The sequence below is a fragment of the Breznakibacter xylanolyticus genome (genome assembly GCF_003254275.1).
Lineage (GTDB): Bacteria > Bacteroidota > Bacteroidia > Bacteroidales > Marinilabiliaceae > Breznakibacter > Breznakibacter xylanolyticus.
Genome location: NZ_QKZK01000004.1, coordinates 57,517 through 71,705, shown reverse-complemented (window position 1 = coordinate 71,705; position 14,189 = coordinate 57,517). Strand labels below are relative to the sequence as shown.

Here is a 14,189-nt window from a genome sequence, read left to right as displayed (position 1 = left end):
AAAGAAACCAAGGAACAAGTAAAAACACTTAAAAATGATTGGTTACATAAGCACGACCAACGATGCGGCATATAATTTAGCCACAGAAGAATACTTCCTAAAAAACAGATGTGAAGATATTTTTTTCCTGTATATAAACGAACCCTCTATTATTGCAGGAAAACATCAAAACATACTGGCAGAAATCAATTTTAAAGCAGCAAAACGACTCAACCTAAAGATATTCAGAAGATTATCAGGCGGAGGAACCGTTTATCATGACCTCGGGAATATCAATTATTGCTTTATATTAAACACCAAAGAAGGGCGATTGATTAACTTCAGAGATCACTCGTTACTCATTGCCGAAGCATTGGAAAAGTTGGGATTGAAACCGACCATTGGTAAAAGAAATGAAATTAATGTAAATGGCTTTAAAGTATCGGGAAATGCCTCACATGTGTATAAAAATCGCTCACTTCACCACGGTACACTACTATATAGCAGCGACTTAAACAACCTTAATGAATGTCTAAATAACAATCCCAATAACTATATCGATCAAGCGGTGAAATCTGTAAAAAGCGAAGTAACCAATATATCAGAACAACTACAAATCAATATGAGTATACACGAATTTACGTTACAAGTATTTCAGTTACTCACAAACGACAAACAAAAACCAATAAAATTAACTCCAACAGAAGATGGAATCATTAGCCAATTGGCCGAAAATAAATATCAAAAATGGGAATGGAATTTTGGATACAGCCCAAAATTCATCATCAAAAAGAGAATTTCATTACCAAAAAAATCCGGTGAATTATGGATTGAAATCACCGTTGAAAAAGGAATCATTACAGGTATAAAATGCCAATCGCAAAACAGCTTTATCGCGACATTGCTCGAAAAGAAACTTCATGGCATTTCTCATAATCCCATCTCAATCAAACAGGAAATAGATGAAGAGTTAATGACCATCTTCAATACGTACGAAATAGAAGAACTGATTGATGAATTGTTTTAGGAAGAAGGATGATGGTAATAATCATAAACCAACTGCGCTTTTGATTTTCCTAACGCTTGGGTTAGTTGAGTCAAATCAGCCAGCCGAATGTCGTCAATGGATTGAAAAGAGGACAGTAACTTCTTCACGGTAGAGTCTCCAATGCCCTTAATATGATCTAACTCAGACTTTAAAAAATCAGATGAGCGTTTATTCCGGTGAAAAGTAATCCCAAAACGGTGAGCCTCGTTCCTTAAATACTGAATGATTTTTAACGATTCTGAATTCTTATCGAGGTAGAGAGGTACAGGGTCACCGGGGAAAAATATTTCTTCGAGCCGCTTGGCAATACCAATAATGGCCACATCACGAATACCCAAATCGTTTAAAATTTGTACTGCACTTCCCAATTGCCCCTTTCCTCCATCAATAACAATTAACTGAGGCAACGAACTACCCTCGTCAAGTAATCGACGATAGCGCCGATGAATAATCTCACGCATAGACGCAAAATCATCAGGCCCTTCAACCGTTTTTACATTAAAATGACGATAATCCTTTTTGCTGGGCTTACCGTTTTTAAAAACCACACACGCAGCCACAGCGTGTGTGCCTTGAATGTTAGAGTTATCGAAACACTCAATGTGCACTGGCATTTTCTCCAATCTTAAATCCTTTTTCAACGTGGACATGATGCGTTCCTCATTGGTCTCACGTTTCATGATGGACTGTTGGCGTAGTTTTTCTAATCGATAATGAATGACATTACGTTCGGATAGTTCAAGCAACTTTTTTTTATCACCTATTTTAGGCACAACAAATTCAACACCCTTTAAAATAACATCAGGTACGAAAGGGACAATAATTTCAGGAGAACGACTCCCCATCTGTTCACGAAGCTCTACAATGGCCATCGGAAACAATTCATCACAAGTCTCGTTAAGGCGTTTACGATATTCAACAGTATGCGCCTGAATAATTGACCCATTGGCAACTTTGAGAAAATTAACGTATGCCGATTTATCATCGTCAATGATGGACAACACATCCACATCATTGATTTTAGGGTTGACAATGGTCGATTTTGACTGAAAATTTTCAATCGCAGCAATTTTTTGCTTGATATCATGTGCCAACTCAAATTGAAAACTATCAGCATAATCAGTCATCAAGCCTTTCATATATTTCAACACAGAAGCAACATTTCCCTTCAATATGGAACGAATAGACTCAATGTTCCTTGAATATGATTGAACATCATATTCTCCCACACAAGGACCCTTACAGTTCCCTAAATGATATTCCAAACAGACTTTGAATTTTCCAGCTGCTATATTTTCGGAATAAAGAGCATGGTTACAAGTTCGTAATGGATATAACTGTTTAAAAAGATCAAGCAGAGTTCTCACCATAGTCCCGGATGTATAAGGTCCAAAATATGAACTCCCATCACGTACCAATTGACGGGTTTGAAACACACGCGGGAAAGGCTCATTTTTTACGACAATCCATGGATAAGTCTTGTCGTCTTTCAACAATACATTATAACGAGGCTGATGCTTCTTAATCAGATTATTTTCGAGTAACAAAGCATCTTCTTCGGTATCGACCACAATATGCTGAATGTCGACAACCTTTCGAACCAATACCCTTGTTTTTGGATGATCAGCAATTCGATTAAAATACGATGAAACTCTTCGCTTTAAGTTTTTAGCTTTCCCTACATAAATAATAACACCTTCATCATTAAAAAACTGATAAATACCCGGATACTCGGGCAAAGTGCTTAGTATTGCCCGGATACGTTCACTCGTATCAAGTTCGTTATCATCCATGATAAATTATAAAAACAAATCTACAAATTGAAAATCGTTACCATTAAATAATCCCCGATCACTCATTTTTAGTTCAGGGATTACCAAAAGAGACATAAACGACAATGTCATAAAAGGGGATTGAAGCGTGCTTCCCAATGATGAAGCGCAGCATTGCAAAAAGCGGTACTTAGTAGCAACAGCTTCACCAGATTTATCACTCATTATTCCAGCAATAGGCAGTGGCAACAAATCACGCTTCTCACCATCAACCACCGCAATACCACCTTTTGATTCGATGAGTAAATTCATACACGCTAAAATATCATCATCACTCACCCCCACCACAATTAAATGATGGCTATCGTGAGCAACAGAACACCCAATGCCACCCTTTTTTAACCCAAAACCGTGAATAAAACCAACAGCTGGCGGCTGTCCTTTCAAATATCTATTTAAAACCACTATTTTTAAAACATCGTCATCAACCGATGATAAAACAAGACGATTATTAGAAAGTTGGGGAATCCATTTCATTTCACCAGTTACTAACTCACCATCGGTAACCCTAATCACGCGAACGGCCTCTTTATCATGGGGCAACATCACATCAATGCAATCAACAAATGTTGCTTCAAAATAATTCACAACAGCAATAGGTAATTTGGGCAAATGAATATTTCCAGCATCATAAACCAATGTCCCATTGATATAAGTTTGGACAATATGAAATTCATCCAATCGATCAACCACAATCATATCTGCAGGGTCACCAACGCGCAACAAACCGACAGGAAGTCTATAATGAAGAACAGGATTCACAACAGCCGCCTGCAATAAATCAAATATAGACACTCCTTTTTTCAAGCCCATTGCAATGATTTTATCAATATGTCCACGCTCAATTAAATCATCGGGATGACTATCATCCGTGCACAACATGACAGAAGATGGATGAGAAGAAATTAATGAATAAAGAGCTTCAAAATTTCGAGCGGCACTTCCCTCCCTTATTTGAATCTTCATGCCGCAAGAAATCTTAAACAGCGCTTCATCAATGGTAGAACATTCATGATCAGTCGAAATACCTGATTGTGCATATTTCATTAAATCACGACCAACCAAACCAGGAGCATGTCCATCTACAGGTTTTCCATTGCGCTGAGCCGCATGAATTTTATTCATCACAACAGGATCAGAAACCAACACTCCGGGATAATTCATCACTTCAGAAAGGCAACACACTTCCTTCCGGGCAATTAAACGACTCACTGCTTCAGAATCCAATACAAATCCAGATCGATCAAAATCAGAAGCAGGAACACACGAGGGAACCCCAAAAAAACATTTCAAAGGAGTTAGCAAACTATCCTCAATCATATAATTAAAACCCTCCTCCCCCATTACATTCACAATCTCATGAGGATCGGCCACCACAGCGACTGTTCCACGTGGAACAACTAAACGAGAAAACTCACTTGGAACGAGCATAGAACTCTCAATATGAACATGAGAATCGACCAAACCCGGGAAAATATAACAATCAGGAACAGATTCAAAAGTAGGTACTATAGAAATGATAGCCTCAGCAAAATTAATTTCACCTGGAAAAAAACATTTATTGGCGATATCGACTATATAACCTCGAATTAAATTCATGAAATCTGCTTTAAAATAAATTCTTATAAAAATATTATAGGAATAAAAAAAGACGTTCCACGTGGAACATTACCTACCCATGAGTACCAATAATACATTTACATCACTGGGCGATACCCCAGAAATACGACTGGCTTGTCCAATGGTTTCGGGATCAATCAAAGCCAATTTTTGACGTCCTTCAGTCGAAATGGATTTAATAGAACCATAATCAAACTTACCTTTGATGCGAATGGACTCCAAACGCTTCAGTTTATCAGCAATGGCTCTTTCTCTATCGATATACCCTTGATATTTAATATGAATTTCTGAAGAGTCCAAAACCTCCTCACGTAAAAAATCAGGGATATGAGAAATGATATTTTCTAACTTTGATGAAAATGGAAGTATGTCTCTTAATACAATTTGAGGTCGTGCAACCAAATCAATCAACTTTACTCGATTCTTAATTTCTGAAGTACCTCTCTCAATAAGAAGGGTATTAATGTTCTCAGGCTTAACTGACTCAGATTGTAATATATCGAGGACTTGCTGTCGAAAACTCACTTTTGACTGAACCAAATCTAATCGTTCTTGTGTAGCAAGTCCCACTTTATAACTGCGATGAGTTAGCCTTTCATCGGCATCATCCTGACGTAACAAAATTCGATATTCTGCACGAGATGTAAACATGCGATACGGCTCATCGACACCTTTTATCACCAAATCATCAATCAAAACACCAATATATGCTTCATCTCGATGCAAAATAAACTCTTCTTGTTGATGAATTTTCAAATGTGCATTCATAGCTGCAATCATTCCTTGCGCTGCGGCTTCTTCGTATCCGGTAGTTCCATTAATTTGACCTGCAAAATACAAGTTCGAAACCAACTTAGTTTCTAGTGTATGATTCAATTGCGTAGGTGGAAAATAATCATATTCAATGGCATAACCAGGTCTAAAAATTTTAGCATTTTCTAATCCTGGTATTCTTTTGAGGGCCTCTACTTGAGTTGAGAGAGGTAACGATGAACTAAACCCGTTCAAATAATACTCAATGGTTGTCTCCCCTTCCGGTTCAAGATACAATTGATGCTTATCTTTATCAGCAAATGTTACAATCTTAGTTTCGATACTCGGACAATAGCGAGGACCCAAACTTTGAATAGTCCCATTATACATTGGTGAATCAGCAAAACCTTGTTTGAGAGAATCATGAACATTTGGATTGGTATAAGTTAAAAAACAACTTTTTTGCTCAAGATAACGATTATGGCCAGGTAGGTAAGAAAACTTGTGGTAGCCGTCATCACCTCTTTGTTCTTCAGTTTTTGAAAAGTCGATCGTTCGGGCATCAATACGAACGGGTGTCCCAGTTTTCATACGATCTGACTTAAATCCTAAACTAACAAGTTGTTCAACAATACCGCGCGAAGCAGGTTCCGAAATACGACCTCCCTCTAATTGAACACGACCGATATGCATTAAACCATTCAAAAAAGTACCGTTGGTCAACACAACTGCAGAACAATAAAATTCGGCACCTTGAATAGTCCTCACACCAGTAACTTTACCTTCGGTAATGATCAATTCATTAACGGAATCCTGCCAAAAAGAGACGTTAGAATTGTTCTCTAACAATTCACGCCAATAGGCAGAATAAACCATCCTATCACACTGAGAACGCGGACTCCACATGGCAGGACCCTTAGAACGATTGAGCATACGGAATTGTATAGAAGCACGATCAGTGACTATACCCATTAATCCTCCTAAAGCATCTATTTCACGAACAATTTGCCCCTTGGCAATACCTCCGACAGCAGGATTACACGACATTTGTGCCATTTTATTCATATCCATGGTAATCAATAACACTTTTGACCCCATATTAGCTGCTGCTGCTGCTGCTTCACAACCGGCATGACCGGCACCTACAACAATGATATCGTAAGTAAATTCCATGTATAATTAAAAAAGAAACCCTGATAGGATATCAACCTGTCAGGGAAATGAATGAATATAATATGATAAAACAATTAATTTAACAACAACTCTAAAGAAGAATTCTCCATTTTTGTCATTTCTAATTGATGTACTTCAGATTTATCGTCAAAACCTATCAAATGAAGAACCCCGTGAATCATCACACGATGGAGTTCATTCAAGTAATCAACGCCAAACTCCTGACTATTAGACAAAACTGTATCTACACTTATGAATAAATCACCGGATACTGTTTTTTCTTCAGTATAGTCGAAAGTAATAATGTCAGTATAATAATCATGGTCAAGGTATTGGTTATTCATTTCAAGTAAATAATTATCTGAAACAAAAACAATAGTAATATCACCAACCACAAAACCTTGGTTTTCAACCACCTGAGCAAACCATTGTTCACATTTATTGATATCAATTTTGGGTAAATCAACATCTTCGGAATAGAATTCTATTGCCACAGGTTACAAATTAAAAACTAATTTAACAATACGACCATTTTCAAGAAACTCAATAGAATCAGCTAAATGATTCATTAAAAAAATGCCACGTCCATGTGACTTTTCAATATTCTCAGGTACAGTAGGATCCGGTACATTTGTATAATCAAAACCTCCGCCCTCGTCCATTATAATAAACTCAGCCTTATCACTGTCGATAAAATAATGTAAGGTTACAACTTTATCAATATCTAATTTATTTCCATGAACAATTGAATTGTTAACACCTTCTACCACAGCTAACAATATTTTGCCATAAACATCCTCGTGAATACCATGAGCAGAAGAAATTTCATCAATCAGTTTCTCAACAAGATTAATGTTCTTGATATCCGACTTAAAAACGATTTTATCCACGATGATTTCCATTTTTTCTGTTTTAAAAATAGTAAAAAAAGAGTTCCGAAAACAGATTAACCCTATGATTTTGAATTTTTATACTGCATGATGGTGATGAATGTTTCCAAAAAGTCATCTTTTTAACCAATCAAGGGGATTAACTTTCTTATTCTCATTCCAAATTTCAAAATGAAGGATCTTAGAACTACTATCATTACTGGAAAAAACAACTCCTAACAAGTCATTGGTAGCCACTTTTTGACCCTGTTTGACCTGAATTTCAGCCAAATTAGCATAGACCGTTAAAAACATACCATGCCTAATAATTACAGCCTTATTATAACCCGGAATGGCTACCACACGACTAACTTCACCAGAAAAAATAGAATGAACATTCAAATTTTGAGAAACCTGAATATCAATACCATTATTTTTAACCATTACCCCTTTTAAAACAGGATGTTCATGTTCACCATATTGATTGACCACTACACCATTAATGACAGGCCATATCAATTTACCCTTATTCTTTTCAAAATCAGAAGATTTACCCTTTGATGAAGATTTTGAAGCCAACTCACGAATTAACTCAACAATACGCTGCTCTAACACTTCTTGTTGCTTCTTTTTAACTTCTAAATCTGATAAAAGTCGCTTTTCACGTCCTTTTAAATCCTGCAATGACTTCTGTAAAACCTTTTTTTCAGTTTCTAAAGATCTTGTTTGATGGGAAACGCCATTTAATAAATCATTCACTTGAGCCTTTAAAAGAACTAATTTATCACGTTCTTTACTAATTATCGTTGTCGATTCGCTCATCATTTTTACCTGCCCTTTGCGGTATGAATTGATTTCATTAATCATTCGATAACGTTGATATGCTTGATTAAAAGATTCAGAACTGAACAAATAAACAGCAAAATCAAAAGAATGACGACGAAGATATGTATCTTGAATTAAACGCTCATATTCACGTTTAGAAAGAATGATATGCTGATTTAATGCTGATATAGTAGAATCAATTTTTTGAATAAGCCCATTATAATGAATAATTTGCTGATGATAAGCCGCAATCAATTGCTGGCGCGATTGTATTTGAGTATTTAATAAAACAACAGATTGAGCTGCATTATTTTGCTGAATTTTATTTTCATCAATAAGCTTTCCTGTTAATTCAATTTCTCTCGTTAAGCGTTCTTTCTCACGATTATATTTTGATAAATCCTGTGAAAACAAAGAAAATGAAAAGAAAAATATCAGACTAATGAATAATACCTTATTGGATATAAATAACTTCATACTTTTCAGGTACTTTAAAACCGATTGAATTAGATGAATTGAACTCTATTTGTAAATAAGTAACACCAACTTTTGCAATAGTGCCTTTGGAACTACCATCAACATCAATTTTTGTGGGAAAAATATTTCCATTAAATTCTTTGAAATCATTGTAATGAACATTCATTAAATCACCAGATTTGGTTTGTTCTATATGAAAAGATTTAACAGTAAAATTCAATGGATCAAATAAATACTGAATAAACAGATCATTTACAACTCTTGATTTTATACGTCTACTATTTTGTTTCTGCTTATAATTTTTTAAAAAATACATACCATCCTGAATACCATGATCAAAATCTTTAAAGCATTCATAATCAATTGATTTGTCACAATAAACTTGATTGATAAACAATGATTGAATCATACTAAAATTAAGAGGCATACCCAACTTTTTTGAAAGTAAAGCATAATCAGAATAGTAAATTTTCTTTTTAGTTCTATCTATCAAGACCAACTGTGATGGAGAAATCAAAGCACGAGCAACCTCAATACCCAATAAAGGGGTAACAGATACTACAATTTGAGAATCTGTTTGTATAAACATTGATCCCCTCAACGTCATATTTATTCCAGGTACATCCAAATCGATATCAAACTTTTTGATGTAAAGATTGTCGAAAACGAATTGATTCTCAGATATACCATCCAATAATTTACTCGCTGATATCGGTTTAACATCAATAACTCCAGCTATTTTCTTCTTAGAAGCACAAGAAGTTAAAATAATTAAAAAAAAAATATAATAAAATTTCATTGAAAATCGTTGAATAAAAATTAATCAATAAAGCGCCTATTGAGAATCTTTTGCTGAATGGTATGAAGTCTTTTGGAATCTATGGATTCATCTGTGTGACTTTGCATAAGGATATGAGCCTTTTCCCATTGAATAATTGCATTTTGAACATCTCCATTAAAATATAAAATATCACCATAATGTTCAACAATTTCAAAATTAGTATCTCCCCCATTATCAATAGCTCGTTCAATTATAAATTTAGCTTCTAAGTAACGACCTTTTTTGAATAGAATCCATGCATAAGTATCTAAAAATGTGCTATTACCTGGTTCTAGTTCAATGGTACGACTGCTCATTTTTTCAGCTTTATCGAGATCACGATTATCGAGCGATAAATAATAGCTATAATTGTTTAGCACACCCAAATTTCGATCGTTAATTTTTAAAGCTTCATCGTAAGCTACAAAGGCAGTATCAGAAAGCCCAGCTTTATAGGCAGCGTCTCCTAATAATGCATATAACTGCCCTTTAAGAGGGGGATTATTAGTGATTGTATCAATTATCGCATTTATGACAGAAACAGCCTCATTTGCCTTATTACATTGCATTAACGCGGAACTATAAAGCAAAGTAATCACCCCATTGGAAGGAAAATACGACAAAGCATTATTTCCGGTAAGGAGCATATCAGTGAATAAACGCAATTCAGCCTGTAAAAACAAAATATCCTGCCACAACTGTTCATTAGTAGGTTCTAACTCTATTGCGGTTTGAAATTTTACTAACGCTAAATCTGATTTTCCTCTATTTCGCAAAAAATTACCATAAAGTATGTATCCTTGAGAATCAAAGGGATGCAAAATAAGAAGTTGCTGAAAAAACTGTTCTAATTCATTATCATTAAATGAAGAAGATTCAGGATTATCAGAGATTAAAAAAGGAATCAGTTTTTGAATTTTTTGCTCCAATGCTACATGTTTTGAATTAATAGCCTTAGAGTAATTAGTTTTAAAAAGCAAAGTATCATTACGTTGATAATAAATACTTGCCATAGAAAAATAGACTGATTCATAAGTGGGATCCATGGAAAGCATCTTAGTATAAGTGGTTATTGCTTTATCATATTTCTTAAAATAAGAATACAAATCAGCTAAATAACCCAAATATATAACCTGACCAGGATATTTTTTGATGAGTTTTTCAACTTCAGCATAAGACAATTTTTCATTATTTAGATGAATATAAATTTTCATCTTTTCCATGATAATGGTCTCGTTAAAGCCAATTTCAGACTCTAAACGATCTAAAGTTTTTAAAGCCAAAGTAAATTGGTTAGACTGAGCGTACAACTGTGACAAAGTGTAAAGATATTCTTCACTTTGCGGCTTAATTTTTACAAGATGTTCATAAATTTTAATCGCTTCAGATATCTTTTCTGTTCGATGGAACAAATCTGCCAAAGCCAACTGATACCATTCGTTCAAAGGATTAAAGTGAACAGCCTTTTGCATCAATTCAGCAGCTTTTCCATATTGGTTTATACCCGAATAAATATTGGCTAATTCATACAAGCAAACACTTGAAGTAGAATCAATTCTCAAACATTCTGCATAATAAGTAACCGACTTTTCATAATTACCAAGAAATTTTTCTTTATTGGCTTCATAAAAGAAATAATCGAATTTTCGTGCATTCTCTTCAGTTAAATCTACCTTAGGAACTGGGGGATAAGAATGAATAGAAAAACTGCGATTAGATTTACATCCAAAAAGAATAAGTAATAAAGTAAAGCCAAGAAAGAATAAACGCATAGGGATAAAAATTAATGTTTGCCTGTATGACCAAACCCACCTATACCACGCTCTGTATCAGATAAAACCTCAACATTTGTCCAGTCAACACGTGTATAGGGCGCAACAATCATTTGACAGATTCTTTCGCCATCATGAATGGTAAAATCCTCATTTGACAAATTAATCAAAATAATTCCAATTTCACCACGATAATCAGCATCAATTGTGCCAGGAGAATTCAAAACAGTGATACCATGCTTAAAGGCTAAACCACTACGTGGACGAATTTGAGCTTCGAATCCTTCGGGCAATTGCATATATAAACCTGTAGGAATCAAAACTCTTTGTAAAGGTTTTAAAACCACAGGAGCATTTAAAAAAGCCCTTATATCCATACCTGCAGAATGAAAGGTACTATACGAAGGTAAAGAATGATGACTTTTATTAATAATTTGAATAGTCATAATAAAGAACTAACTATTTGAAAATAAATCAGCTTGAGAATAGCTGGCTTGTTTACCAAAATGCTGATATGCTAACAAAGTTGAAACCCTACCACGTGAGGTACGCTTAATAAAACCTTCTTTAATCAAAAAAGGTTCATATACTTCTTCAATGGTACCGGCATCTTCACCAATTGCAGTTGCAATGGTAGAGACACCAACAGGGCCTCCTTGAAACTTATCAATGAGAGTTAACAATATTTTGTGATCCATTTCATCTAATCCATATCTATCTATAGATAAAGCATCTAATGAATAAAGAGCAATTTCTACATCAATATGGCCAGTCCCTTTAACTTGGGCAAAGTCGCGTACCCGACGCAGCAAGGCATTGGCAATCCTTGGTGTGCCGCGACTTCTCCTGGCAATTTCATGTGAAGCATTGGCATCAATGCCCACTTTTAACAAATTAGCAGATCTATTGATAATAGATTCGATAATAGAACAATCGTAATATTCTAAATGACAATTAATACCAAAACGTGCACGCAATGGACTTGTTAATAAACCACTACGAGTAGTTGCACCTATTAATGTAAAGGGACTCAAATTCAATTGAATACTTCTCGCACCAGGTCCTTTATCAATAACAATATCAATTCGATAATCTTCCATCGCCGAATAAAGATACTCTTCAACAACAGGGGACAAACGATGAATTTCATCTATGAAAAGAACATCCTTTTCCTCAAGGCTTGTTAAAATACCTGCCAAATCACCAGGTTTATCCAATACAGGACCACTGGTGATTTTGAGGCCTACGCCTAATTCATTAGCAATAATTTGACTTAAAGTTGTTTTTCCTAATCCGGGAGGTCCATGTAAAAGCACATGATCAAGAGAATCACCCCGGAGAGAAGCAGCTTTAACGAAAACTTCAAGATTTTGAACAACTTTGGGTTGACCCTTAAAATCATCAAAAGATAAAGGTCTCAAACTGCGTTCAAATTCAGCATCAGTAGAATTGTTTTTCCGTATGTCGAAATCCATGATGGAATTATAAGTAAATCAAATAATTTGGAGTTTCGTTAAAATACGGTTAAACTCTTCCATATCAAAAGGTTTTGCCATATACTCATCCATCCCGTGCATCAGGCATTTTTCACGGTCAGCATCAAAAGTATTTGCTGTTAAGCCAATGATCTTAGTATATTTGAAAACAGTCTTTTCATACTCACTAATTTTAAGAGTAGCATCAAGACCATCCATCACAGGCATCATTAAATCCATCAGCACTAAATCATAAGTTCGTGATTGAATTTTCTCGAAAGCCTCTAAGCCATTATTAGCCACATCAATTTCAAAACCTACCTTTGCAAGGTATAAGAAAATCAATTTTTGATTAAGAATATTATCCTCAACCAACAAAATATGAAGCTTTGATGCTAAATTGATCATTAAAAATAGAGGTTTCAAAAATAAATGTCTGTGAAAATACTGAAGAAATATTTATAAACCAAGTTTGTTTGAAATAGCCAACATTTTTTCAATTGAACCCAAAGCTTTTAAACGCAAAGACTCCTCAAGCTCAATCGTAGGCCATTCAAATTTTAAGGTATTGTAAATCTTTGATAAGGTATTTAATTTCATAAATTCACAATCATTGCATCCACAAGTAGAATCGACAGGTGGTGCTGGAATAAAAGTTTTATGAGGCTGAGCTAATTGCATTTGATGCAAAATACCGGATTCGGTAGCGACAATAAAAGTTTGTACATCTGATTGAGACACATATTTCAACAATGCAGCTGTACTACCCACAAAATCAGACACAAGTAACAAAGGTTTTTTACATTCGGGATGAGCAATAATTTGAGCTTGAGGAAATTCTTTCTTTAATTGCAATATGCCTTCTAACGAAAATTTCTCATGCACATGACAAGCTCCATCCCATAACAACATGTCGCGTCCTGTTACACTATTAATATAATTGCCCAGGTTACGATCGGGTCCGAAAATGATTTTTGCATCTTTTGGCAAACTATCAACAATGGCTTTGGCATTTGTTGAAGTAACAACAACGTCAGACAATGCTTTAATTTCAGCAGAAGTATTGACATAGGTTACAACGATGTGATCGGGGTGCTTCTTTAAAAATGTTTCAAACATATCGCGAGGACAGCTGTCAGCAAGGCTACAACCGGCATTTAAGTCGGGAACGAGCACCTTCTTTGACGGAGATATGATTTTAGCTGTTTCGCCCATAAAATGAACACCTGCAAGCAAAATGATATCAGCAGATGTTTTGGCAGCCTGTTGCGCCAAAGCCAAACTGTCACCTATAAAATCAGCAATATCTTGTATTTCGTTGGTTTGATAATAATGAGCCATGATTACGGCATTCTTTTCTCTTTTTAAGCGTGCGATTTCATCAACCAGATTCAGATCCTTAGAAACAGGTTCATTTACATATCCGGCTTTTAACCAACTATTATTATTCATATTAAGATATTTAAAAAATATAAAAGAATAAGAATAAAGGGTGTTGAAACTGTTGGTAAAAAAATGACAAAGCATGTTGTCATCTCAATAATCC

13 protein-coding genes are annotated in these 14,189 nt (G+C 35.1%); 1 reads left to right on the top strand and 12 read right to left on the bottom strand.

Annotation, left to right across the window (positions count from 1 at the left end):
- Positions 1-34: 34 nt before the first annotated feature.
- On the top strand, positions 35-1,006 hold the full coding sequence (locus LX69_RS03345) for a lipoate--protein ligase family protein (RefSeq protein ID WP_111444406.1): 972 nt from the start codon (positions 35-37) through the stop codon (positions 1,004-1,006).
- Here LX69_RS03345 and uvrC read toward each other — a convergent pair.
- The 12 genes from uvrC to nadA all read right to left on the bottom strand — a co-directional run bounded on the left by uvrC (position 1,003) and on the right by nadA (position 14,095).
- Positions 1,003-2,820: an excinuclease ABC subunit UvrC gene (gene uvrC / locus LX69_RS03340; protein WP_111444405.1), complete on the bottom strand. Its 1,818-nt coding sequence runs from the start codon at positions 2,818-2,820 to the stop codon at positions 1,003-1,005. The genes LX69_RS03345 and uvrC overlap by 4 nt on opposite strands.
- Before the next feature lie 6 nt (positions 2,821-2,826).
- A complete protein-coding gene (gene ade, locus LX69_RS03335; protein WP_111444404.1) occupies positions 2,827-4,458 on the bottom strand; it encodes an adenine deaminase in 1,632 nt (543 codons plus the stop codon).
- A gap of 69 nt (positions 4,459-4,527) precedes the next feature.
- Positions 4,528-6,405: a tRNA uridine-5-carboxymethylaminomethyl(34) synthesis enzyme MnmG gene (gene mnmG / locus LX69_RS03330; RefSeq protein ID WP_111444403.1), complete on the bottom strand. Its 1,878-nt coding sequence runs from the start codon at positions 6,403-6,405 to the stop codon at positions 4,528-4,530.
- Between the two features lie 74 nt (positions 6,406-6,479).
- Positions 6,480-6,899, bottom strand: a complete 420-nt coding sequence (ybeY, locus tag LX69_RS03325; protein WP_111444402.1) for an rRNA maturation RNase YbeY — start codon at positions 6,897-6,899, stop codon at positions 6,480-6,482.
- Between the two features lie 3 nt (positions 6,900-6,902).
- On the bottom strand, positions 6,903-7,307 hold the full coding sequence (locus tag LX69_RS03320; RefSeq protein WP_245934931.1) for an ATP-binding protein: 405 nt from the start codon (positions 7,305-7,307) through the stop codon (positions 6,903-6,905).
- A gap of 102 nt (positions 7,308-7,409) precedes the next feature.
- A complete protein-coding gene (locus LX69_RS03315; RefSeq protein ID WP_111444401.1) occupies positions 7,410-8,576 on the bottom strand; it encodes a murein hydrolase activator EnvC family protein in 1,167 nt (388 codons plus the stop codon).
- A complete protein-coding gene (locus LX69_RS03310) occupies positions 8,554-9,375 on the bottom strand; it encodes a DUF4292 domain-containing protein (RefSeq protein ID WP_111444400.1) in 822 nt (273 codons plus the stop codon). Before LX69_RS03310 ends, LX69_RS03315 begins: the two co-directional genes overlap by 23 nt.
- A gap of 20 nt (positions 9,376-9,395) precedes the next feature.
- Complete coding sequence (locus tag LX69_RS03305) at positions 9,396-11,168, bottom strand: tetratricopeptide repeat protein (protein ID WP_111444399.1); 1,773 nt, start codon at positions 11,166-11,168, stop codon at positions 9,396-9,398.
- Between the two features lie 11 nt (positions 11,169-11,179).
- Positions 11,180-11,614, bottom strand: a complete 435-nt coding sequence (dut, locus tag LX69_RS03300) for a dUTP diphosphatase (protein WP_111444398.1) — start codon at positions 11,612-11,614, stop codon at positions 11,180-11,182.
- A 9-nt stretch (positions 11,615-11,623) separates the two neighbouring features.
- Positions 11,624-12,643 carry a Holliday junction branch migration DNA helicase RuvB gene (ruvB, locus tag LX69_RS03295; protein ID WP_111444397.1) on the bottom strand — a complete coding sequence of 340 codons (1,020 nt, stop codon included), beginning with the start codon at positions 12,641-12,643 and terminating at the stop codon, positions 11,624-11,626.
- Between the two features lie 18 nt (positions 12,644-12,661).
- A complete protein-coding gene (locus tag LX69_RS03290) occupies positions 12,662-13,051 on the bottom strand; it encodes a response regulator (RefSeq protein ID WP_111444396.1) in 390 nt (129 codons plus the stop codon).
- Between the two features lie 51 nt (positions 13,052-13,102).
- Positions 13,103-14,095: a quinolinate synthase NadA gene (nadA, locus tag LX69_RS03285; protein WP_111444395.1), complete on the bottom strand. Its 993-nt coding sequence runs from the start codon at positions 14,093-14,095 to the stop codon at positions 13,103-13,105.
- Between the last annotated feature and the right edge of the window lie 94 nt (positions 14,096-14,189).

Bases quoted from the DNA above. Each gene is read 5' to 3' on its own strand.
- LX69_RS03345 (WP_111444406.1), top strand. From the start codon at position 35: ATGATTGGTTACATAAGCACGACCAACGATGCGGCATATAATTTAGCC.
- nadA (WP_111444395.1), bottom strand. From the start codon at position 14,095: ATGAATAATAATAGTTGGTTAAAAGCCGGATATGTAAATGAACCTGTT.
- LX69_RS03305 (WP_111444399.1), bottom strand. From the start codon at position 11,168: ATGCGTTTATTCTTTCTTGGCTTTACTTTATTACTTATTCTTTTTGGA.
- mnmG (WP_111444403.1), bottom strand. From the start codon at position 6,405: ATGGAATTTACTTACGATATCATTGTTGTAGGTGCCGGTCATGCCGGT.
- LX69_RS03290 (WP_111444396.1), bottom strand. From the start codon at position 13,051: ATGATCAATTTAGCATCAAAGCTTCATATTTTGTTGGTTGAGGATAAT.
- LX69_RS03310 (WP_111444400.1), bottom strand. From the start codon at position 9,375: ATGAAATTTTATTATATTTTTTTTTTAATTATTTTAACTTCTTGTGCT.
- LX69_RS03320 (WP_245934931.1), bottom strand. From the start codon at position 7,307: ATGGAAATCATCGTGGATAAAATCGTTTTTAAGTCGGATATCAAGAAC.
- LX69_RS03315 (WP_111444401.1), bottom strand. From the start codon at position 8,576: ATGAAGTTATTTATATCCAATAAGGTATTATTCATTAGTCTGATATTT.
- dut (WP_111444398.1), bottom strand. From the start codon at position 11,614: ATGACTATTCAAATTATTAATAAAAGTCATCATTCTTTACCTTCGTAT.
- ruvB (WP_111444397.1), bottom strand. From the start codon at position 12,643: ATGGATTTCGACATACGGAAAAACAATTCTACTGATGCTGAATTTGAA.
- uvrC (WP_111444405.1), bottom strand. From the start codon at position 2,820: ATGGATGATAACGAACTTGATACGAGTGAACGTATCCGGGCAATACTA.
- ade (WP_111444404.1), bottom strand. From the start codon at position 4,458: ATGAATTTAATTCGAGGTTATATAGTCGATATCGCCAATAAATGTTTT.